This window comes from Lysobacter sp. GQ73 (assembly GCF_059758755.1).
This window is the reverse complement of sequence record NZ_JCAXEE010000002.1, coordinates 252148-272870: the sequence shown is the minus strand read 5'-3', so window position 1 is coordinate 272870 and position 20723 is coordinate 252148. Positions and strand designations below refer to the sequence as shown.

The window sequence follows — 20723 nt, the reverse complement described above, 5'->3', positions numbered from 1 at the left end:
CGGCCGCGTTCGCAGCCCGCCTGCTCGCCTCTGCCCCGCGACAGCCGGTGACCCATTCGTGTCGCGACGTCCGGGCCAGCCCAAGGCGGCATGGGCTTCGCTACCCGTGTTCCAGCTTCGGCCCAGCGCAGTACCGCAGCGGGCGACTCAAGATTTCTTCGGCGGCGGCAGGGCCTTGGCGCGAACCTTGTTGCCTTCGCTCAGCAAGGCGTTCGGCGCCAGCACGATGGTTTCGCCGGCGCGGATGCCGCTGAGGATCTCGATCTCGTTGCCGAGGTTGCGGCCCAGAGTGACCTCGCGATAGGCGATGGTCGAATCGGGGTTGAGGGCGACGATCTGGGCGCCGGCGGCGCGCTGGATCACCGTCGACACGGGCAGCACCACCGCGGCGGCCGCGCGCGGCAGGTGCAGGCGCACGGTGCCGACCATGCCGGCCGGGATGCGGCTGTCGGGGTTCGGCAGGCGCAGCTCGGTGCGCATCACCCCGGACTCGCGCGAGAGGGTGCGCGCGCTGCGAGCGACCTGGGCCTTGAACACCTGCCCAGGCAATTCGGGAAAGCTGACTTCGGCTTCGAGGCCCGGCTGGATCTGCAGGGCGACGTTCTGCGGCACGTCGATGACCACGCGCAGCGGGTCGAGCACGTTGACCTCGAACATCGGCGCGCTGGCCGAGGCGGAATCGCCGACCACGCGGTCGCCGCGCTCGATGTTGCGCGCCACCACCACGCCGGCGAACGGCGCGCGCACCGCCTGGAAGGACTGCCGTTCCAGCGCTGCGGTCAGCCGCGCCTGGGCGGCGTTGCGCGCCGCCGCCGCGACGTCGAAGTTGCCCTTGCGGTCGCTGAAGTATTCCTTGGAGATCGCGCCCGAACCGATCAGCGCCTGGGCGCGGTCGTAATTGATCCGGGCCAGTTCCTGGTCGGCGGCGGCCTGGGCGAGCACCGCGCGCGCCTCGCGCACCGACTGGTCGATCTCCGGCGCCGAGATCGTCGCCAGCACCTGGCCGGCTTCGACGCGGTCGCCGAGTTCGACCTTGCGCTCGCTGACGAAGCCGGTCGCGCGCGCGTACAGCTGCGCCGACTCGCCGGCTTGCGCGCGCGCGGGCAAGGCCAGTTCGGTGATCGGGTCGGCCGCCTTGGCCTGTACCGTGAGCACTTCCGGCAGGGCATTGGCCGGCGTGGGCTCGGCGTCGCTACGGCTGCAGCCCGCCAGCGCGGCGAGCAGGGCAGCCGCCAGGACGGCGCGCAAGCGCGTGGCCGGCGACAGCGGGGCCGTGGAGAGCCGGCCGTTGAGGACGATGTTCATGGAGCGACTCCTGCGGGGAGGGCGGCGTCGGCCGGTTCGGCCTGCGCCTGCGGTTTCCGGCGGCGGCCGAGCACGGCCAGGATGGAAGGAACCAGGATCAGGGTGGCCGGCGTGCCGAACAGCAGGCCGCCGATCACCGCGCGGCCGAGCGGTGCGTTCTGCTCGCCGCCGTCGCCCAGGCCGATCGCCATCGGGATGATGCCGAGCACCATCGCGCAGGCGGTCATCAGCACCGGGCGCAGACGCACCGCGGCGGATTCGTAGGCGGCCAGTTCCGGATCGTGGCCGTCGGCGATCAGGCCGCGCGCGAAGCTGGTCACCAGCACGCTGTTGGCGGTCGACACGCCGATCACCATCATCACGCCCATCAACGCCGGCACGCTCAGCGGCGTGCCGGTGACGAACAGGCCGATCGCGGCGCCGGCGATCGCCACCGGCAGGCCCGACATCGCCACCAACGGCTGGATCCACGACTGGAAGTTCACCACCAGCACCAGGAACACCAGGATCGCCGACATCAACAGGCCGGCGGCGAGTTCGCCGTACGCGCTCTGCATCTCGCCGGCCTGGCCGACGATCTCGATGCGGTTGCCGGGCTTGAGCTTGCCGCCGAGCTCGCCGGTGATCGCGGTCAACTCGTCGTAGACCGAGCCCAGGTCGGTGCCCTGCACGTTGGCGACCACGCTGATGGTCGGCGCCAGGGTGGTGCGGGCGATGCTGGCCGGGACGTTGCGCGGGGCGACCGTGGCGATGTTGCGCAACAACACCGCCTGGCCGTCGCTGCCGATCCGCAGCGGCGCGTTGAGCAGGGCGTCGATGTTCTGCACGTTGTTGATCGGCGCCTGCACCTGCACGGTGTAGGCGATGGCGTTGACGGTGTCGGTCCAGTACACCGGCGAGACGGTGCCGGCCGAACCGAGCACCGCGAGCACGGCGCGGCTGGCCTGTTGCGCGTCGAGGCCGAGCTGGGCAGCGCGGGTGCGGTCGATCTTGACCTGGTACTCGGGCAGGTCGAGCACCTGGCGCAAGGCGATGTCGACCGCGCCCGGCACCTGGTGCAGACGCTGCTCGATCTGGCGCGCGGCGGCGAGGTTGCCGGGCACGTCGCGGCCGATCAGGCGCACCTCGAAGGCGGCCGCGGCGGAACCGGCGAGGGTGCGGCTGGTCGCGTCCGGCGGACGCTCGAACAGCTTCACGTCGGGGAAGCGCTCGGCGACGCGCTGGCGGATCTTGACCAGGTAATCGTGGCTGTTGGCGTGCGGCGAGCGCAGTTGCAGCATGATCTCGGCCTCGAACGAACCGACCACGGTGCTGTCGACCAGCGACAGGTTGATCGCGTCGGGCACGCCGATCTGTTCGTACACGGTCTGCAATTCGGCCGGCGGGATGATGCTGCGGATCTCGCGCTGGATTTCGCTGAGCCGCGCTGCGGTCTCTTCCAGGCGGGTGCCGGTCGGCAGGCGCACCTGCAGGCGCAACTGGCCGGCGTCGACCTGCGGGAAGTATTCGCGGCCCAGCGACGTCGCCGCGAGCGCGCCGGCGCCGAACACCAGCAGCGCGACCAGGCCGAGCACGACGCCGTGGCGGCCGAGCCGGATCAGCAGCGCATGATGTTTGTCGCGCAGCCGGTCGAGGACGTGCTCGACCTTGTGGCTGACCTTCAGCAGCAGCTTTTCCGGCGCCCAGCGCGGGTTGGCGCGGCTGGCGATGTCGGCCGGCAACAGCAGGTAGCACAGCACCGGGATCAGGGTGCGCGAAAGCAGGAACGAGGCCAGCATGGCGAAGATCACCGCCAGTGCGAGCGGGGTGAACACCCAGGCCGACAAGCCGGTCATCAGCAGGATCGGGGTCAGCACGATGCAGATCGCGATGGTCGAGACCATCTCCGGGAACACCACTTCCTTTGCGCTGTCGAGGATCGCGGTGCGCACGTCCTTGCCCAGGGCGATGTTGCGGTTGGTGTTCTCGACGTCGACCACGGCGTTGTCGACGAGGATGCCGATCGCCAGCGCCAGGCCGCCCAGGGTCATCACGTTGAAGGTGTAGCCGAGCAGATGCAGCATCGCCACCGAAGCGAGCAGGGCCAGCGGAATCGCCGACAGCACGATCATGCTCGAACGCCAGGAACCGATGAACACCAGCACCACCAGCGCGACCAGCAGGCCCACCAGCACCGCTTCGTGTTCGATCGAAGCGATCGCGTTGTCGACGAACACCGACTGGTCGAAGATCGGCTGGATGCGCGTGCCCGGCGGCGCCGAGGCTTCGATTTCGGGCAGGCGCTCGCGGATCGCGCGCACGATTTCGACCGCGGACGCGCCGCCGAGCTTGATCAACGCCACCGACACCGCGCTGGAGCCGTCCATGCGCGCGATGTTGGTCTGCAGCGCGCCGCCGTCGCGCACCGAGGCCACGTCGCGCACGTAGATCACCACGCCGTTGCGCGCGGCCACCGGGATCTCCAGGAACTCGGCCGCGGTGGCCGGACTGGTGTCGATCGAGATCTGCATCTCGCGGCGGCCTTCGCGGATCGAACCCGAGGGCAGGGTCGGGCTGCCGCGTTCGAGGGCGCCGGTGACGTCGGCCGGGGTCAGGCCATAGGTCTGCAGCTTGGCCGGGTCCAGGTCGACCATGATCTGCCGCGGCGCGCCGCCGTAGGGCAGGGTCATGCGGATGCCGGGGATGGTCTGGATCTGCGAACGCAGTTGCAGGCGGGCGTAGTCGTAGAGCTGGGCTTCGGTCAGCGAATCAGAGGACAGCACCAGCTGCAGCACCGGCGTGCTGGATACGTTGTTGCGCACCACCAGAGGCGGCGAGGTGCCCGGCGGCATGCGCCGCAGGATCGTCTGCGAGACCGCGGTGATCTGCACCAGGGCGCGGTCGAGGCTGACCGTGGGCTGGAAGTCGATGCGCACGATGCTGGCGCCGTTGAGCGTTTCCGAACGAACTTCCTTGAGGTCGTCGACGGTGTTGAGGATCGCCGCCTCCGAGAACGAGGTCATCTTCGCGGCGACGTCGGCCGCGGGCAGGCCGCTGTAGGTCCAGACCAGGTTGACCGAGGGGATGCCGACCTCGGGCAGGATGTCGGTCGGCATCTTGCGCGCCGACAGCACGCCGAACAGCAGGATCAGGATCGCCAGCACGCCGATGGTGTAACGGCGGCTCAGGGCGTATTGGACTATCCACATCGCGAGGGGGTTCCGACGGCTGGATGGGTGAAGCGAGCGACCATGCGCGCGGCCGGAGCGTCGGCGGCACGGCGTGGCAATGAGCAGGCGCCGGCCGCGGCGGTCGGGCGGGCGCCCGATCTCGCGGCATCCGCCCGGTGGCGGTCGGCCTCCGGCCTGCTGGGACGAACCCGCTTGGCGCCTGCTGCGCCGGTCCGCACGGCCCGCTCCCGAGCCGGCGCCCGCGGTGCCGGCCGCCGCCCTGTTCAGGACGGCAGGGTCGAACGCGGACTGGCCGTCCGCCGGAGTTTGGCCGTGGCCACCGGCGGGCGATTGGGCATAACTTAGTCGCTGGGTCGCCGGCGCGTTAGTACATTACTGTCGCATCATTGCCCAATCCTGCAATTCGGCCGAAGCGGCACAGTCTGCGGCCAGATTCGTGCCGATAATCGCCGCAACCCGATAGTCGACGGGAAGCCATGAACGCCAATACTTCCGCAGAATCGATCGCCCAACGCGGGAGCTGCGCGGCGCTGGCCGAACTGGTCGGCCGGATTGCCCGATTAACGCACGGCGATGGAGTGCACCCGACCGGGGTCGAGGCCCTGCAGTTGATCCGGATGAGCGCGCCGACCGAATGCTCGCCCTCGGTGTACGAGCCGCGCCTGTGCATCGTCGCCCAGGGCCGCAAGGTGGTGACCCTGTCGGACCGCACCTACCACTACGACCCGCTCAACTACCTGGTGGTGTCGGTGACCCTGCCGATGATCGGCCAGGTGGTCGAGGCCACTCCCGACAAGCCCTATCTGTGCCTGCGCATCGACATCGACCCGGCCGAGATCGCCCGCCTGCTGGTCGACGCCGGGCAACCGCTGGCCGAGCGCGGCCACGGCAGCCACCAGTCGGCCGACCTGGGCCTGTACGCGGCCCGGGTCAACACGACCCTGATGGACGCGGTGCTGCGCCTGATGCGGCTGCTGGACACGCCGCAGGACCTGGCGGTGCTGGCGCCGCTGGCGCTGCGCGAGATCTTCTACCGGGTGCTGATGGGCGACCTGGGCCACCGCCTGCGCGCGCTGACCGTCAGCGACAGCCGCTCCAACCGGATCGCCAAGGCGGTCGCGGTGCTGCGCCAGTGCTATCTGCAACCGTTGAGCATCGAGGCCCTGGCCGAGCAGGTGCACATGAGCACTTCGTCCTTGCATCACCAGTTCAAGGCCGTGACCACGATGTCGCCCCTGCAGTTCCAGAAGCAGTTGCGCCTGCACGAAGCGCGGCGGTTGATGATGGTCAACGGGGTCGAGGCGGTGGTCGCCGCGCACCGCGTGGGCTACGAGAGCCCCTCGCAGTTCAGTCGCGAGTACAAGCGCTTGTTCGGCGCGCCGCCGCGCGCGGAAGTGGTGCAGGCGCGCAGCGCGCCGCAGAGCTGAGCGGTCGGATCGATTCGTCGCGGCGCGGGTGCCTGCGAGCGCATGAGCCGAGGCCGACGCGCCCGGCGTGCCGCGATGCTGGATCGTTGCGATTCGCCTGTCGCAACGATGCCGAGCGCCGGCACTGCCACGCAGGCGTTCCTCGCGCACTCACCTTCGCTCACCCTGGTTCGCGTTCGCCAACTCGCACGCACCCAAAGCGTGCGCTGTATGCGGTAACGCAAACGAAGCGCCGCGCAGGACAGCATCGTCGGCGCGAAGGCAAATAAACCGCGGATATTTTTCTTTTGCCGGGCGCGTCGCATTTTTGCCCGCGAGGCACCGGTAGCGTCTGCGCTCGACGCGAGTGGAGCCAGCGATTGCGATCGCCAGCCAAGCCGGATTCGTCGGCATGGAATCGCAATACATCGACACAGGGACGCTGCCTGCACCGCGACGAAGCGAAAGCCTTCGCTTCGTTCGACCAAGGAGCAGGGGCCAGGCCATGACATACCGATACCGCCGCCGTCTGATGCTGACGGCGTCCGCAGCACTGATCGCCTTGGGCGGTTGCGCCGACAGCGGCGTGAAGCCCGAACCGCACGACAAGCTGACGCGCGAGGACATCCGCTCCCAGGCCGCCTTGCCGCCGCTGAGCTGGCAGATCCCGCTCGACGTCGACGTGCCCCAGAGCGACCCGAATCTGCAGGACCTGCAGGGCGATTTCGACCTGCTGTCGTGGCAGACCTTCGTCGCGGTGAACTGGCCCGCCGACGCCAACGGCAACCCGAACACGAGCACCACGATCGGTGCGAACCTGCCGACGGTGTGGGAGAACTGGAAGGAAAGCCGCGAGGTCTTCCTGCCCGGCGGCGCCGCGCCGCCGGCGTGGGGCACCGACTCGCCGCCACCCGAAGTGTGCAAGGGCGTGGGGAGCGGCACCCTCAACCTGACCCAGGTCGGCAAGACCCCGGACGTACTCGACGAAAGCGCCGAGCCGTTCGAGACCGGCCCGCTGATCGACCAGAACGGCCAGTACGTGCGCTTTGCGATCATGATGAACCGGGACATGTTCGACCGCATCGTCAAGGACGGGCTGTACAGCAAGGCCGGCCAGGCCGCTTTCAACAAGCCGGCCGATTTCGCCCAGCCGCAGACGCCGAGCAACGTCGGCGCGATCATGATCAAGTCATCGTGGAAGGTGATGGGCCGCAACGACGATACGAACCGCTTCCACACCATCAAGGCCCTGGTCTATACCAACCCGGGCGAGCACGAAGGCGTGTCGGCTTCGTGCAAGTTGCAGACGATGGGGCTGGTCGGCCTGCACATCGTGCACAAGACCAAGAACGCGCCGCAGTGGGTGTGGTCGACCTTCGAGCACGTCGACAACGCGCCGAGCCTGGGCGAGCCGCAGTCGAAGCCGAGTTACAACTTCTTCGACAAGAGCTGCACCGCCTGCCTCGCCAACGAGCCGCCGCCGCGTCCGTGGAACCCGAACGCGAGCTACACCCAGCCGACCCAGGTGGTGCGCGAGATTCCGCTGACCGATGCGACCCAAAAGCTCAACGCCCAGTACCAGTCCTTGCTGCGCAGCGTCAATGCGAACTCGGTGTGGGCCAACTACCAGCTGATCAGCACGCAGTGGCCGACCAAGGCGAACAACCCGATCGACCCCAGCGGCACGCCGGCGCCGGTCTTCCTCGCCAACGCGACCCTGGAGACCTACATCCAGGGCAAGACGCCGCAGGGCTCGTCGAGCTGCATGGGCTGCCACAACAACGCCACCATGACCAACGGCATGGCTTCGGACTTCACCTATCTGCTGCAGCGCGCGCAATAAGGAGCCTCTCGATGGACCCCATGGACACCTTCATCAGCCTCAGCGTCGGCCTGACCGGATTCAAGCGCGAAGCGCTGGCGCCGGACGACAGCACCAACATGACGCCGGTCTATCTGGCGACCTTCCGCGATCGCGTAAGTAAGGGAGAGGCCGACAGCATCCTGGCGTGGTACCAAAGCATCGACAACAAGCTCACGGGCAATCCGCCCAATCGCGAGGAGCGCGTGGTGGAGCTGCTGTTCGCGAACAAGCCCGAGTTCGAATTTCCGTGCCGGCAGTTGCTGTTCCTGTGGTATGCCGGCGCCTGGCCGACGGTGATCGACACCCCCGCATCCACCCATGGCCAGACTTTCAGCGAGGTGATCTCGGCCGACAGCTACATCCAGGGCCTGGTGTGGCGGGTGATGCAATCGCATCCGATGGGCAGCACCACCTACCACTACGGTTACTGGGCCAACCCGCCGCCGCCGCTGAGCGCCTACCTGGAGAACCCGGTATGAGCATCGTCACGCCTCCCGGCGGCTTCGACGTGGTGATCGTCGGCTCCGGCATCGCCGGTTCGATCGTCGCCTACCAGCTCGGCAAGGCCGGAAAGCAGGTCTTGATCCTCGAAGGCGGGCCACCGGTGCCCAAGAGCCGCGAGGAGTACCTGCAGACTTTCTTCACCTCCAACGCCAAGACCCCCGAGTCGCCGTACCCGCCGACCATCCAGGGCGCCGTCGCCGCCACCGCCGACAACCCGCTCGGCCAACCCGATCCGTCCAGCCTCAACACGCCGCGCTACACGGTGCTGCAGATCAATGCCTGGCAGGACCCGAGCATCAGTTACTTCGTCTACGACGCTCCGAAGCCAGGCTTGGCGCCCGACAGCCCGGAACTGACTTTCGCTTTCGGCAGTTCCTATGAGCGGGTTGCCGGCGGCACCACCTGGCACTGGCTGGGTACTTCGCTCAATAACCTGCCGAACGACTTCCGGCTCAAAACCCGGTACGGCCAGGGCGTCGACTGGCCCGGCGGATCGCAGTTCTTCTACAGACTGCTGCCGTACTACCGCAAGGCCACCGAGGTGATCGGCGTATCCGCCGACAAGCAGGCGATGGTGGATCTGTACAAGACCTTCGACGTCGAGCCCAGCGGCGTGTACGGCGACAACTACGATTTCCCGATGCCGGGCATCGTGCAGTCGATGAACGACGGGCTGTACGCGCAGACGGTCACCACACTCAAGGTCGACGGCATTCCGCTGTTCGTCACGCCGACGCCGCAGGGCCGCAACTCCCGGCCAGGCAACCGCCGCCAGTGCGCCGGCAATACCAACTGCATTCCCATCTGCCCGATCCAGGCCAAATACGACGGTTCGGTGACCCTGGCCCAGGCCTTGCAGACCGGCAACGTGCAGATCCAATACAAGTCCGTGGCGAGCAATATTCGCCTCGACGGCAACCAGGTCAGCGGTATCGACTACATCACCTACGACAGCCAGACCGGGCCGTCCACCGGCACCGGCACGGCGACGGCCAAGCGCTACGTGTTGGCCGCGCACGCGATCGAGACGCCGAAGCTGTTGCTGATGTCGAAAAACAATCCGGGCTGGACCAACGGCGTCGCCAACAGTTCCGACCAGGTCGGCCGCAACCTCATGGACCATGTCATGTACCTGGCCTGGGGCCTGGCCAAGGATCCGGTCTATGCCTTCCGCGGGCCCCTGTCGACTTCGGGCATCGAGGCGGCGCGCGACGGCGCGTTCCGCAGCCAGCGCGCGGCCTATCGCATCGAGATCGGCAACGAGGGCTGGAACTGGGCGACCAACGATCCCAATACCACCCTGGCCGATTTCATCTTCGGTCAGAACAACACCCAGTTGAACGGCAACTCGCTCAACCAGCAGAGCGAACCCTTGCGTTTCAATCCGAACCTGCCGCCCTTCAGCAGATTGTTCGGCACCCAACTGGTGAACACGCTCAACGCGATCTACGTGCGGCAGTTGCGCCTGGGCTATCTGATCGAGCAACTGCCCGATCCGGACAACCGGGTGCAGTTGTCGGAACTGCGCGACCATCTCGGCCTGCCGCGACCGGCGGTGACCTACCGCATCCGCGACGACTACGTGCGCAACGCTTTCGTTTCGGCCAAGCAAGTCTCGACGTTGATCTTCAATGCCCTCGGCGCCAAGGAATACACCCAGCCGCCGCCGGCGGCGCAAACCAGCGGCCCCGCAGCGACGGCCAGCACTTTCGAGTACAAGGGCGACCGTTTCACCTTCTACGGCGCCGGCCACATCATCGGCACCTATCGGATGGGCACCGCCCCGCGCGATTCGGTGCTCAATCCGCGGCAACAGTCCTGGGATCATCCGAATCTGTACATGGTCGGCAGCGGCGTGTTCCCGAGCACCGCCACCGCCAATCCGACCCTGACCATCGCCGCGCTGGCGCTGCAGGCGGCGGACAATATCCTGCACGACCTCGGTTGACCCCACGGGCCGCGCGGATACTGCAGGCAGGGCAGAGGAGGCCGCGTCCGGGAGGGGCGCGGCCTCGTTGCGTGGCGCGCCGGCATCGTCGTTGCTACAACGACCGTCCAGGGCCGTTCGGCCGCGCGAATCGGCGCGTCCATCGAACGTCGGGGATTCGGTTTCGATCGGAACATAAACGCCGGACAACGCTGTCACGGATGAACGATCGCGTTCGATCGTGTGCCACATCGCGTCCCGACGCCCGTGCGCGAATCAACGCAAGTTCGCGCCAATCCCCCATGCGGGACGTCATTGCGATTCGTTCTATGAAAACTTCGACGTCGCGGTAGGGGAATGAATCGCGCGCGGCGTTTGATCTGGTGAGCCGGTTCGAAGCGCCTTGCGCATACGCGGCTCGCATCGAGGTTTCCATTCGCCGGAACCAGGTCTTCGCCTTGGTCGGCCGCGGGTCTGCGCCCGTCGGCGACGGTGTTCCGTGCTTGCAATCACACGAACAGGAAAACAAAGAATGAAGCAGCTCCCCTCCAGCAAGACCTTCGCGGTGCTCGGTCTCGCGGCGGCTTGTGCGACCGTGTTGATGTGGTCGCGCCACGATGCGCGACAGCCGGCGCTCGGTGCGCCCGGCGATGCGTTCGCCGCATCGTCGAGGGCCCCGGGTTCTTTCGTCGGCGCCAGCCTGCGCAATGTCGCCTACGCCGCGCCCACGCCGCGCAACGATGCGCAGGCCAAGCTCGGCGGCGGTCAATTGCTGGAAGCGGTGCAGTGGCTCGCGCAGACCCAGGCCGGCAGCACCGTGCCGTCGGCCTCTGCCCGTGGCGCCGCGCCTGCGGGTAGCGCGGGCAGCGCTCCCGGTGTCGCGAAGCCGGCCGTCAGTGCCGCCGCGCAGATCGCCGCGCTCGATCGCGCCGGCATCCCGTTGCGGCTGCGCGACGGCGAAAAGGTCAAGGTGACTCTCGGTCTGGCGCTGAGCTTCGAGGAGGTGCAGAACCCGAGCCTGCTCGACCGCGCCACCTCGACCTTGCGCGAGACCCTGCTCGCCGCCGGCATGCAGGCGACCGCGGTCAACGGCTCGCCGGTACTCGAGGCGCTGGTGCCGTTGGCGAAGCTGGAATGGGTCGCCGGCCTGCAATCGGTGGCCCAGGTGTCGTTGATGAAGATGTCGCAGACGGCCGTGTTCAGCGACGGCGTCGCCGCCAGCAATCTCGATCACCTGCGCACGCTCGGCCAGTACGCCGGAATCGCCGAGAATCTGCGCCGGGACTTGCGCGGCGAAGGCCTGAACATCGCCGTCATCGACCACTTCGGCAACCTCGACGGCGAGGTGGCGGCGCTGCAGGCGGCCGGCGAGTGGCCGAGGAACACCGCCGCGGAGCCCAACAAGATCACCCTGCGCGCATTGCCGGGCCAGGCGTTCGGCCACCGCGGCACGGCGCACGGCAATGCGGTCACCGAGATCGTCTACGACATCGCGCCCGCGGCCTCGTTCCGCGTCTACGACAGCTCCGGCGCGGCCGACTGGGTCAGCGCGGTCCAGGACGCTGCGAACCTCAGCGCCCAGAACGTCGCCCAGGGCGTTCGCAGGTCATCACCGCATCGCTGGGCTTCGATCTGTACGGGCCCGGCGACGGCACCGGCACCGGCAGCCCGCTCAAGGGCCTGTACGACGCCATCGAGGCCGCCACGCGCAACGGCGTGCTGGTGCTCAACGCCGCAGGTAACGAAGCGCAGGTGCATTGGGATGGCGCCAGCACCGCCGGCGCGGTCGCCAACGTGCGGCAGGATTTCGACCTCAGCGCGGCCGGCGTCGACACCGTCAATCGCCTGAGCCTGGGGGCCGACTATGGCGGCTGCATTCCGGTCGGTGCCTTCAGCGCGCAGGACCAGGGCGATTTCGAAGTCAGCGCGACTTTGGGCTGGAACGATTGGGCCAACGCCGACAACACCGCCGACACCGACTATCGGCTGGAACTGGTGCGCTGGGCCGATGCGGTCCGCCGCAACGGCCGCGTGATCGTTCCGGCCGGCTGGGTCGTGGCGACCCAGTCGGACGACCTCCAGAACGGCGGTGCCGGCCAGACGCCGCTGGAGTACGTGTCCTTCGTGCCGTCCGCCGCCACCCGCACCGCAGAGTGCAACGGCGTATTCAACGCCAACCGATTCGCCGGCGGCGGCAAGTTCGGCCTGCGCATCGTCCGCAAGACCGCCGCGGCGAACAACTTCCTGCGCCTGATGACCGGCGGCTACTACAAGCCGCAATACGCGCAGGCCGAGCGTTCGCTGATCCACCCGGCCGACTCGGCCAGCGTGATCACGGTGGCGGCGCTGGACGCGGCGACCTCGAGCCTGGAGGGCTACAGCTCGCGCGGCCCGGTGCTGGCCGCCGGCGGCGCGCGCCCGAACGGACAGGCAATGGGCAACGCCAAGCCCGACCTGGCGAATTTCGCCAACGTCGATACGGTGTCCTTCGGCGACAACGGGTTCAACGGCACCTCCTCGGCGACGCCGCACGTGGCCGCACTGGCCTTGCTCGGCCTGCAACATCAGCGCCAGCTGACCGATGCGACGGTGCCGGTGTTGCCGGCCAATCCGACCGTGCGGCAGCGTGCCGACCACGCCCTGGCGCTGCGCCAGCGCAACCTCGCCCTGGCCGGCTCGGTGCAGGACTCGCTGACCTATGTGGCCGGCACCGGCGGCAACGACCTCGGCGTTGCCGGCTTCGACAGCAGCTACGGCACCGGCCGCTTGAAGTTCCACGCGCAGTCGCAGGCCTGCTTCCTGTCGGCGCTGTACGACCCGGCCTACCGCGGCCTGTTGCCGGCGCAGGCCAGTCCGTTGCCGGCGGGCCAGAAGAGCTACGACGTGTTGCACGGCGAAAACGATACGGCCTGCTCGAATGCGGTCGCGCAGTAAGGCGGCCCCGCGGTAAAGCGGCATCGGACCGCATCGCTTCGCGCGGCGCGGGCCGTATCCAGGCGATTGTCCGAGGCCCGCCGCACGGCGGGCCTCTTTTGCGTACCGCGTTGCGCCTCAGCCCAGTGCGCGCAGCAGGCGCTCGGCCACCGCGCGCAACTGCGGCAGGCGTTCGCCGGCGTCGACCAGTTCGAATTCGACCCCGGTCAGCGCCAGCAGCGCGAGCAATTCTTCCGAGGTCTCCGCGCGCACGTGCAACAGACTGCTGTGCTCGTCGATGTGTTCGAGCACGCCGCACCATGGCGGCAGGGTCGGCGCCAGGGCTTCGGCCGAGCCGCGCAGGCGGGCGTGCACGACCTCGCCCTGCATGCCCTGGCTGAGGCTGCGCTGGACGTAGCCGGCGACGTCTTCGGGAAAATCGCGCGGGGGGAAGCCGGCGCCGCAGCGGGCACTGCGGATGCGGTCGGCGCGGAACAGGCGCCAGTCGTCGCGGCTGCGGTCCCAGGCCAGCAGATACCAGCGCCGCCCGCTGCTGACCAACCGCAGCGGTTCGATCGTGCGCTTGCTGGGGCGGCCGCCGCGATCCTGGTATTCGAGTTCGATCAGCAGGCGGTCGCGGCAGGCGCCGGCCAGTTCGGTCAGGGTGTCGACGTCGGGCGTGGCGGCGTCGTGGCGCAACGACACGGTCACCGAATACAGCGCGCTGATCCGCCGGCGCAGGCGCGCCGGCATCAACTGGTCGAGCTTGCCGAGCAGGCCGAGCGCGGTGTCCTCCATGCGCGAGACGCTGCCGGTGGCGCTGCGCAGGGCCACCGCGACCGCGACCGCCTCGTCGTCGTCGAGCAGCAGCGGCGGCAGCGAGGTGCCGGCGGACAATTGGTAGCCGCCGCCGACGCCGGCCGAGGCCTGGATCGGGTACCCCAGTTCGCGCAGGCGTTCGACGTCGCGGCGGACCGTGCGCGCCTCCACTTCGAGGCGGTCGCACAGTTCCGCGCCGGTCCAGTGGCGCCGTTGCTGCAGCAACGACAGCAGGCGCAACAATCGGGTCGAGGTCTTGAGCATGGTCTCAGTCTAGCGACTATTTAGGACATATCCTGTCCGCTATTCGTCGTATCCTGAGCCTGTCCCGCGGTACGCCCGCTCCGTCCACCAGGAATGCCCTCATGACCGTACAGACCTACCAGTTGAGCTGCCACTGCGGCGCCGTGCGTTGCGAAGCCGATGTCGACCTGGCCGAAGGCAGCGGGCGCTGCAATTGTTCGATCTGCGCCAAGCTGCGCAAGTGGGGCGCGGTGATCCGGCCGAGCGCCTTCCGCCTGCTGGCCGGGGAGGACGCGATCAGCAATTACCAGTTCGGCGGCTTCGTCGCCCACCACCAGTTCTGCAAGCACTGCGGCGTGCACGTGTTCGGCAAGGGCTATGTCGAGGAGATCGGCGGCGACTACTACTCGGTCAACGTGGCCTGCATCGACAACATCGAACACGCCGAGCTCGCCGAGCTGCCGGTGGTCTATTTCGACGGCCGCCACAACAACTGGTTCGAAGTGCCCGCGGTGACGCGCCACCTTTGAACCGGGGGCGGCGAGCGCTGCGGCGCGGCTGTGCGAGGATGCACGGCCCGACCGCAGCCAGGCCGACGCGATGGATACCGAACGACTCAAGCGATGGTGCCGCGCCTACCCGGGCGCGGACGAGGTCTTGCACCCGGCGCCGTCGAATATCCTGGTCTACAGCGTCGGCAAGAAATTCTTCGCCTACTTCAAGACCAGCGAGCCCGAACGCTGGCGCTTCAGCCTCAAGGTCACGTCCGACCGTTTCGTCGAACTGACCGACATGCCCGGGGCCAAGCCGGCGCGCTTCATGGGCCGCTACCACTGGGTCACCATCGTCGATGTGCGCCGCCTGCCCGACGACTACCTGCGCGAGCTGGTCGACTGGTCGTACCGCAAGGCGCTCGGCGGGCTCAGCCGCAAGCGCCAGGCCGAAGCCTTGGCCGACGCCGACGAGGCGCAGCGGCTCAGGCTGGCGCCGATCGCGCCGACGAAAGCTCGCCCAAAACTCGTAACGCTGCCGCGACGCGGGCATCGAGCGGATGGCCGTAGTTGAGCCTCAGGCAGTGGCCGTGGCCGCGATGCGCCGAGAAGATCGGCCCCGGCGCGATGCTGATGCCGCGGCGCGCCGCTTCGCGCTGCACGGCCAGGGCATCGCGGTCCTCGGGTAGTTCGATCCAGAGGAAATAGCCGCCCTCGGGCCGGGTGACGCGCGTGCCCTGCGGGAAGTGCTCGGCGACCGCGGTCAGGTAGGCGCTCTGCTGCGCGGCGAGGGTGGTGCGCAGCCGGCGCAGATGGCGCTCGTAGCTGCCGCGCTGCAGATAACGCGCGATCGCCAGTTGCGCCGGAACGCAGGTCGCCAGGGTGTTGGTCAGCTTGAGCCGCGCCGCCCGCTGGGTATAACGGCCGGCCGCGGCCCAGCCGATGCGGTAGCCCGGCGCGAGGGTCTTGGAGAACGACGAGCAATGCAGCACCAGCCCGCGCCGGTCGTAGGCCTTGGCCGGCGCCGGCCGATGGCTGCCGAAGTGCAGCTCGCCGTAGACGTCGTCTTCGATCAAGGGCAGCTCATGGCGCGCCAACAATTCGACCAGCTCGCGTTTGTTCTCGTCCGGCATCGTGCTGCCGAGCGGGTTCTGGAAATTGGTCATCAGCCAGCAGGCCTTCGGCGCGTGGCGTTCGATCGCGCTCGCCAGCGCGCCGAGCTCGACGCCATCGCGCGGATGGGTCGGCACTTCGATCGCATGCAGGCCGTGGCGTTCGAGCACCTGCAGGGCGGCGTAGAAACACGGCGACTCGACCAGCACCGCATCGCCGGGCCGGGTCACCGCGGCGATGCACAGGTTCAAGGCCTCGATCGCGCCGTTGCACACGACCAGATCGTTGGCGCCGAGCTCGACTCCGCCGATGCGATAGCGCAGGGCGATGTGGCGGCGCAGTTCGGCATTGCCCGGGGTCAGGTCGTCGACCGTGCTGCGCGGGTCCAGATGCACCGCCTCGTGCGCCATCGCCCGCCCCAGCCTGGCGAGCGGGAACAGTGCCGGGCTCATGAAGGCCGAGCCCAGCGGCACGATGTCGTGCGCCATCGCCGACTCCAGCACCTCGAACACCAGTTCGCTGACATCGACCGGCCGCGACTCGCCGTCCGGCTGCGAGGCCGCGTCGGGTTCCGGCGGCAAGGCCCGCGCCTGTTCGCTGACGTAATAGCCCGAACGCGCCCGCGACTCCACCAGCCCCTGCGCTTCGAGCAGGTAATAGGCCTGGAACACGGTGGACGGACTGAGCTGCCGCGCCGCACTGGTCTGGCGCACCGAGGGCAAGCGCTGCCCCGGCGACAGCAGCCCCTGGCGGATCGAGCGGGCGATGTCGTCGGCGAGAGCCTGGTAGCGCTTCATGTGGGGGTCCGTGTGGCGGCTTCGTTCTCGAAGCGGAGGGGCGTGCTCTATCCCTTCTTCCGCGGCCCGCGACGGTTCCGGGTCGCCGCAACTGATATGTATTTTTATCCGAGATCTGATTCTACGTCTTCTGATCCGGTCCCGGCAGAATGGCTCCCGTAGCAAGAGCCCCTCTCCGGACCCCCGCCGCCATGAACCCGCAAGTCGAACTCAACCTGGCCCTGATCCTGTTCGTGCCCTGGTTTTCGATCCTGGCCTGGCTGTTCTGGGCCTACCCGCGCCAGCCGCGCGGCGGCGCCCGCACCGCCTTCGACAGCGCCAGCCTGGTCCTGGCGACCCTGCTGGCCGGCTGGGGCATGCACTGGAGCATGCACAACGCCGACCCCAACGCCGGCGCGATCTGGAAACAAGTGCTGGCCAGCTCGGTCGCCTACGGCCTGTTCCTGCTGGTCATGACCCTGGCCATCGTCGTGCGTTGGCGCTGGCTGCGCGCTCGCGCCGCGAGCGCCGCCGCCGCATCGGCCGACCCTCACCGAAACAGCACCCGCCCGCTCGTGGGCAAGGTCGAATCATGAAGATCCTGTTCGTCGCCGCCTTCCTCGGGGTGATCCTCTACAACCTCGGCGCCGGCCTGTACTACATGCTGGTCGACCAGGGCAGCAGCAAGCGCACGGTCAACGCTCTCACGCGCCGCATCGTCTTCTCGATCGTATTGATCGGCCTGGTCGTGGCCGGCATCGCCACCGGCGTGGTCGAACCGCACGGCGTCGGCGCTTAAGCTCTTCGCCGGCGCAGGCTAAGCTGGCGGCATCACGCCGCCGCAGCCCGCGCAATGACCCAGCCCCGCATCGTCCGCAACGCCGACACCGCCGAGTACTACTTCGAAGAACGCTGCCACATCATCGAGTGGTGGAATTCCGGCGACGACCCGCAGGCTTCGATCGCGCGCGCCCGCGTCGAGCCCGGCGTTACCACCCGCCTGCATCGCCTGCGCGGCACCAGCGAGCGCTACCTCGTGCTCGAAGGCCAGGGCCGGGTCGAAGTCGGCGACCTGCCGCCGAGCCTCGTCGGCCCCGGCGACGTGGTGGTGATTCCGCCCGGTGTGGCGCAACGCATCGCCAACCTCGGCGACGGCGACCTGCTGTTCCTGGCGATCTGCACGCCGCGCTTCGACCCTTCGAACTACGAAGACATCGATCCGGAGGCCGCATGAGCGCGGCCGCCGCGATCGGATCGCGCGAGCGCTACCTGGGCTGCTTGTTGGGCCTGGCCTGCGGCGACGCGGTCGGTACCACCGTCGAGTTCAGCGCGCGCGGCAGCTTCGCGCCGTTGACCGACATGGTCGGCGGTGGGCCGTTCGGCCTGCGCGCCGGGCAATGGACCGACGACACCTCGATGGCGCTGTGCCTGGCCGCGAGCCTGATCTACCGGCGCGGCTTCGACGCACGCGACCAGATGAGCCGGTACTGCAACTGGCGCGAAGTCGGCTACATGAGCAGCAACGGCGAGTGCTTCGACATCGGCATGACCGTGACTGCGGCGCTGACGCGCTATCTCGGCAGCGGCGATCCCTTCGCCGGCGACACCGGCCCGCGCGCGGCCGGCAACGGCGCGCTGATGCGGCTGGCGCCGGTGCCGATGCTGTGGCGCCGGCATGCCCAGGCGACGCAGCACTACGCGGCCGAATCCACCCGTACCACCCACGGCGCCGACGAGGCGCTGGACTGCTCGCGCCTGTTCGCGATGCAGTTGCGCGCCGCGCTCATGGGCGCCGGCAAGGAGGCGGTGCTGACCCCGGCGATGCCGGCGCCGGCGAGCCCCAAGGTCGCCGCGATCCACGCCCGCGACTACGCCGGCAAACGCGAGGACGCGATCGTCGGTTCCGGCTACAGCGTCGAGTCGCTGGAAGCCGCGCTGTGGTGTTTCCTGCACAGCGACGACTACGAGAGCGCGGTGCTGCGCGCGGCCAACCTCGGCGACGACGCCGACACCACCGCGGCGATCTGCGGCCAACTGGCCGGCGCCTACTACGGCGTCGACGAAATCCCGCCGCGCTGGCTGGATCGCCTGAGCATGCGCGAAGAGATCGCGGCGATGGCGGAGGCCTTGCTGGCGTTGTCGGAGAGCGATGAGGTGGTGGAGGTCGCGGAAGCGATGGAAGGGCAAGCAGGAGCAAATCCCCCCTAGCCCTGCCTTTGCCAACGGCAGCGGGGGGATTGCTTTTCGCTCCCCGCACGCCGCCGAGCCTGCGTAAGCCCTACTTCCCCCGCGGCTTCAACGCATCCGGCGCGGTCTCGTAGACCGGATCGGTCAGGCCCTGCAGGCTGCGCGCGCCGCCGCCTTCGACATCGAGCACGACCACTTCGTTGCGGCCCTTGCGCAGCCACGGCGCGGGCACGAACAGGGTCTGCTGCGGGCCGATCTTCCAGTAGCGGCCGAGGTGACGGCCGTTGATCCAGACATGGCCCTTGCCCCAGCCGCGGGTGTCGAGGAAGGTGCTGCCGACACGGTCGAGTTCGAAGCCGCCGCGCCAGAATGCCGGACCGGCCGGCGCGCTCTTGCTGGAGTAGCGCAGGCCACTCAGATCGCTCAGCGGCAGCGGGTGCATGGTCCAGTCGAACAGTTCCTGCTTGCCAACCGTCACCGAGCGGGTGATGCCCTTGCGCTCTTCATCCAGGCGTGTGCCGAAGTTGATCCGGCCCATGTTCTCGACCAGCAGGTCGAGCCGCTCGCCCGGCTTCAAAGCGGTCGCCAATTCGCGTTCGCCGAAGCGCCGGTCCAGGGTGCCGAGCGGCTTGCCGTCGGCCAGCACCACCGCGTAGTCGCGCACCTCGTCGACGACCAGCTTGCCGCTGGCGCCCTGCGGCACGGTGTTGCGATAGAGCACGAAGCCGTAGTTCTGGGCGAGCGCTTCCATGGTCCGCGGCAGCTGCGCGCGCACCGGACGGCTCAACGCCGGCAAGGCGTCGAGCACGCTTACCGATTCGCGCAGCACGAACGGCGCGATCGCGATGGTCGGCGTGGCAGGCTCTGGAATCGGCGGCAGACTTTCGCCGGCTTCGAGATGACGCCCGATGACCTCGCGCAGAGCGCGGTACTTCGGCGTGATCCGGCCGGCTTCGTCGACCGGCGCGTCGTAGTCGTAGCTGGTGGTGTCGGGCTGGTAGGGCATGTCGCGGCTGTAGTTCGCGCCCGCCATCCAGCCGAAGCTGGTGCCGCCATGGAACATGTACAGGTTGAACGAGATGCCCTGACCGAGGAACCAATCGACCGTGCTCGCCGCTCGCTCGGGCGGCGTGGTGTGGTGCTGCTCGCCCCAATGGTCGAACCAGCCGGCCCAGTATTCGCCGACCATGCGCGGCCCCTGCGGGCGGAAGGCCTTGAGGTGCTCGAACGAGGCCTTGGCGTCGGCGACATCGCCGTCGAAATTGATCACCGCGGTCACGCCCGGCAGCGGGCCGCCCTCGAAATAATGCGGGCCGGCGCCGTCGGAGGTGAACAAGGGCAGGTCGAAGCCGGCCGCGATCATCTGCCGCTTGATCGTTTCCATGTAGTCGCGGTCGCGACCGTACGAGCCGTACTCGTTCTCGACCTGCATCATCAGGATCGGCCCGCCGCGCGTGCTCAGCAGCGGCGCCAGTTCCTGGTGGGTGCGGCGCAGGTAGCGTTCGACCGCGCTCAGGAAGCGCGGGTCCATGCTGCGCACGCGCAGGCCCGGCGTGCGCAGCAGCCAGGCCGGAAAGCCGCCGAACTCCAGCTCGGTGCAGATGTAAGGGCCGGGACGCACGATCACGTCGAGGCCTTCTTCCTTTGCGGTGCGGATGAAGGCGGCGAGGTCGAGGTTGCCGCTGAAATCGAAGCGGCCCGGCTCGGGTTCGTGCAGATTCCAGAACACGTAGGTGGTGACCGTGTTGAGGCCCATCGCACGCGCCTGGCGCAGGCGTTCGCGCCAGAACTCGCGCGGAATGCGCGGGTAATGCATTTCGCCGGAGCGGATCAGGTGCGGCTTGCCGTCGAGCAGGAAACGCTCGCCTTCGATGGCGAAACGCGGTGCGGCGAAACTGCCCGGCGAGGCGAAGGCGAGGCCCAGCCCGAGCAGGGCGGCGGCGATGCGGTGACGACGTGCGCGTTGGATCATGATCGGACTCGGTCGTTTAAAGGAAGCGGGCGC

Annotated in this window: 17 protein-coding genes; 12 read left to right on the top strand and 5 right to left on the bottom strand. The window is 68.5% G+C overall.

The genetic code is table 11. The features are described 5' to 3' along the window. Nucleotides 1–147: 147 nt before the first annotated feature. Together AC6CH2_RS06075 and AC6CH2_RS06070 are read right to left on the bottom strand one after the other, a co-directional pair. On the bottom strand, nt 148–1305 hold the full coding sequence (locus tag AC6CH2_RS06075; protein WP_498268411.1) for an efflux RND transporter periplasmic adaptor subunit: 1158 nt from the start codon (nt 1303–1305) through the stop codon (nt 148–150). Beyond that, nucleotides 1302–4493, bottom strand: a complete 3192-nt coding sequence (locus AC6CH2_RS06070) for an efflux RND transporter permease subunit (protein WP_498268410.1) — start codon at nt 4491–4493, stop codon at nt 1302–1304. The genes AC6CH2_RS06075 and AC6CH2_RS06070 overlap by 4 nt, the downstream gene beginning before the upstream one ends. A 458-nt stretch (nt 4494–4951) precedes the next feature. Here AC6CH2_RS06070 and AC6CH2_RS06065 point away from each other — a divergent pair, with 458 nt between their 5' ends. From AC6CH2_RS06065 to AC6CH2_RS06040, 6 genes are all read left to right on the top strand, one after another. After that, the gene (locus AC6CH2_RS06065; RefSeq protein ID WP_498268409.1) at nt 4952–5902 is read left to right on the top strand and encodes an AraC family transcriptional regulator; all 951 of its coding nucleotides are present in this window, start codon (nt 4952–4954) and stop codon (nt 5900–5902) included. 484 nt (nt 5903–6386) lie between these two features. Then, nucleotides 6387–7724 (top strand): hypothetical protein, encoded by a 1338-nt coding sequence (locus tag AC6CH2_RS06060; RefSeq protein ID WP_498268408.1) that lies wholly within the window; start codon nt 6387–6389, stop codon nt 7722–7724. An 11-nt stretch (nt 7725–7735) separates the two neighbouring features. Then, on the top strand, nt 7736–8224 hold the full coding sequence (locus tag AC6CH2_RS06055) for a hypothetical protein (RefSeq protein WP_498268407.1): 489 nt from the start codon (nt 7736–7738) through the stop codon (nt 8222–8224). Then, a complete protein-coding gene (locus tag AC6CH2_RS06050; protein WP_498268406.1) occupies nt 8221–10197 on the top strand; it encodes a GMC family oxidoreductase in 1977 nt (658 codons plus the stop codon). The genes AC6CH2_RS06055 and AC6CH2_RS06050 overlap by 4 nt, the downstream gene beginning before the upstream one ends. 511 nt (nt 10198–10708) lie before the next feature. Beyond that, nucleotides 10709–12025, top strand: coding sequence for a hypothetical protein (locus AC6CH2_RS06045; RefSeq protein WP_498268405.1), 1317 nt, complete (start codon nt 10709–10711; stop codon nt 12023–12025). Next, nucleotides 11929–13110: a S8 family serine peptidase gene (locus AC6CH2_RS06040; RefSeq protein WP_498268404.1), complete on the top strand. Its 1182-nt coding sequence runs from the start codon at nt 11929–11931 to the stop codon at nt 13108–13110. Before AC6CH2_RS06045 ends, AC6CH2_RS06040 begins: the two co-directional genes overlap by 97 nt. 117 nt (nt 13111–13227) lie before the next feature. Here AC6CH2_RS06040 and AC6CH2_RS06035 read toward each other — a convergent pair whose 3' ends face one another. Beyond that, a complete protein-coding gene (locus AC6CH2_RS06035) occupies nt 13228–14172 on the bottom strand; it encodes a helix-turn-helix transcriptional regulator (RefSeq protein WP_498268403.1) in 945 nt (314 codons plus the stop codon). Between the two features lie 101 nt (nt 14173–14273). Here AC6CH2_RS06035 and AC6CH2_RS06030 point away from each other — a divergent pair, with 101 nt between their 5' ends. Together AC6CH2_RS06030 and AC6CH2_RS06025 are read left to right on the top strand one after the other, a co-directional pair. Continuing rightward, on the top strand, nt 14274–14681 hold the full coding sequence (locus AC6CH2_RS06030) for a GFA family protein (protein ID WP_435396817.1): 408 nt from the start codon (nt 14274–14276) through the stop codon (nt 14679–14681). A 70-nt stretch (nt 14682–14751) separates the two neighbouring features. Next, on the top strand, nt 14752–15216 hold the full coding sequence (locus AC6CH2_RS06025) for an MmcQ/YjbR family DNA-binding protein (protein ID WP_498268402.1): 465 nt from the start codon (nt 14752–14754) through the stop codon (nt 15214–15216). Here the strand turns inward: AC6CH2_RS06025 and AC6CH2_RS06020 are convergent. Continuing rightward, nucleotides 15128–16552: an aminotransferase-like domain-containing protein gene (locus AC6CH2_RS06020; protein WP_498268401.1), complete on the bottom strand. Its 1425-nt coding sequence runs from the start codon at nt 16550–16552 to the stop codon at nt 15128–15130. The two genes, AC6CH2_RS06025 and AC6CH2_RS06020, sit on opposite strands and share 89 nt — an antisense overlap. A gap of 191 nt (nt 16553–16743) precedes the next feature. On the opposite strand from AC6CH2_RS06020, the gene AC6CH2_RS06015 reads away from it, so the two are divergent. The 4 genes from AC6CH2_RS06015 to AC6CH2_RS06000 are packed head-to-tail and all read left to right on the top strand — an operon-like array spanning nt 16744 to nt 18739. Continuing rightward, on the top strand, nt 16744–17127 hold the full coding sequence (locus tag AC6CH2_RS06015) for a hypothetical protein (protein ID WP_498268400.1): 384 nt from the start codon (nt 16744–16746) through the stop codon (nt 17125–17127). Beyond that, on the top strand, nt 17124–17330 hold the full coding sequence (locus tag AC6CH2_RS06010; RefSeq protein ID WP_498268399.1) for a twin transmembrane helix small protein: 207 nt from the start codon (nt 17124–17126) through the stop codon (nt 17328–17330). Before AC6CH2_RS06015 ends, AC6CH2_RS06010 begins: the two co-directional genes overlap by 4 nt. 54 nt (nt 17331–17384) lie before the next feature. Beyond that, on the top strand, nt 17385–17765 hold the full coding sequence (locus tag AC6CH2_RS06005) for a cupin domain-containing protein (RefSeq protein WP_498268398.1): 381 nt from the start codon (nt 17385–17387) through the stop codon (nt 17763–17765). Next, a complete protein-coding gene (locus tag AC6CH2_RS06000) occupies nt 17762–18739 on the top strand; it encodes an ADP-ribosylglycohydrolase family protein (protein WP_498268397.1) in 978 nt (325 codons plus the stop codon). The genes AC6CH2_RS06005 and AC6CH2_RS06000 overlap by 4 nt, the downstream gene beginning before the upstream one ends. Before the next feature lie 70 nt (nt 18740–18809). Here the strand turns inward: AC6CH2_RS06000 and AC6CH2_RS05995 are convergent, their stop codons facing one another. Next, a complete protein-coding gene (locus tag AC6CH2_RS05995; RefSeq protein ID WP_498268396.1) occupies nt 18810–20690 on the bottom strand; it encodes a glycoside hydrolase family 35 protein in 1881 nt (626 codons plus the stop codon). Between the last annotated feature and the right edge of the window lie 33 nt (nt 20691–20723).

What these genes read in the sequence shown, in the direction of transcription:
- AC6CH2_RS06060 (WP_498268408.1), top strand. Translation starts at nt 6,387, where the DNA reads ATGACATACCGATACCGCCGCCGTCTGATGCTGACGGCGTCCGCAGCA.
- AC6CH2_RS06030 (WP_435396817.1), top strand. Translation starts at nt 14,274, where the DNA reads ATGACCGTACAGACCTACCAGTTGAGCTGCCACTGCGGCGCCGTGCGT.
- AC6CH2_RS06045 (WP_498268405.1), top strand. Translation starts at nt 10,709, where the DNA reads ATGAAGCAGCTCCCCTCCAGCAAGACCTTCGCGGTGCTCGGTCTCGCG.
- AC6CH2_RS06020 (WP_498268401.1), bottom strand. Translation starts at nt 16,552, where the DNA reads ATGAAGCGCTACCAGGCTCTCGCCGACGACATCGCCCGCTCGATCCGC.
- AC6CH2_RS06050 (WP_498268406.1), top strand. Translation starts at nt 8,221, where the DNA reads ATGAGCATCGTCACGCCTCCCGGCGGCTTCGACGTGGTGATCGTCGGC.
- AC6CH2_RS06000 (WP_498268397.1), top strand. Translation starts at nt 17,762, where the DNA reads ATGAGCGCGGCCGCCGCGATCGGATCGCGCGAGCGCTACCTGGGCTGC.
- AC6CH2_RS06010 (WP_498268399.1), top strand. Translation starts at nt 17,124, where the DNA reads ATGAAGATCCTGTTCGTCGCCGCCTTCCTCGGGGTGATCCTCTACAAC.
- AC6CH2_RS06025 (WP_498268402.1), top strand. Translation starts at nt 14,752, where the DNA reads ATGGATACCGAACGACTCAAGCGATGGTGCCGCGCCTACCCGGGCGCG.
- AC6CH2_RS06015 (WP_498268400.1), top strand. Translation starts at nt 16,744, where the DNA reads ATGAACCCGCAAGTCGAACTCAACCTGGCCCTGATCCTGTTCGTGCCC.
- AC6CH2_RS06005 (WP_498268398.1), top strand. Translation starts at nt 17,385, where the DNA reads ATGACCCAGCCCCGCATCGTCCGCAACGCCGACACCGCCGAGTACTAC.
- AC6CH2_RS06055 (WP_498268407.1), top strand. Translation starts at nt 7,736, where the DNA reads ATGGACCCCATGGACACCTTCATCAGCCTCAGCGTCGGCCTGACCGGA.
- AC6CH2_RS06035 (WP_498268403.1), bottom strand. Translation starts at nt 14,172, where the DNA reads ATGCTCAAGACCTCGACCCGATTGTTGCGCCTGCTGTCGTTGCTGCAG.
- AC6CH2_RS06065 (WP_498268409.1), top strand. Translation starts at nt 4,952, where the DNA reads ATGAACGCCAATACTTCCGCAGAATCGATCGCCCAACGCGGGAGCTGC.
- AC6CH2_RS06075 (WP_498268411.1), bottom strand. Translation starts at nt 1,305, where the DNA reads ATGAACATCGTCCTCAACGGCCGGCTCTCCACGGCCCCGCTGTCGCCG.
- AC6CH2_RS05995 (WP_498268396.1), bottom strand. Translation starts at nt 20,690, where the DNA reads ATGATCCAACGCGCACGTCGTCACCGCATCGCCGCCGCCCTGCTCGGG.
- AC6CH2_RS06070 (WP_498268410.1), bottom strand. Translation starts at nt 4,493, where the DNA reads ATGTGGATAGTCCAATACGCCCTGAGCCGCCGTTACACCATCGGCGTG.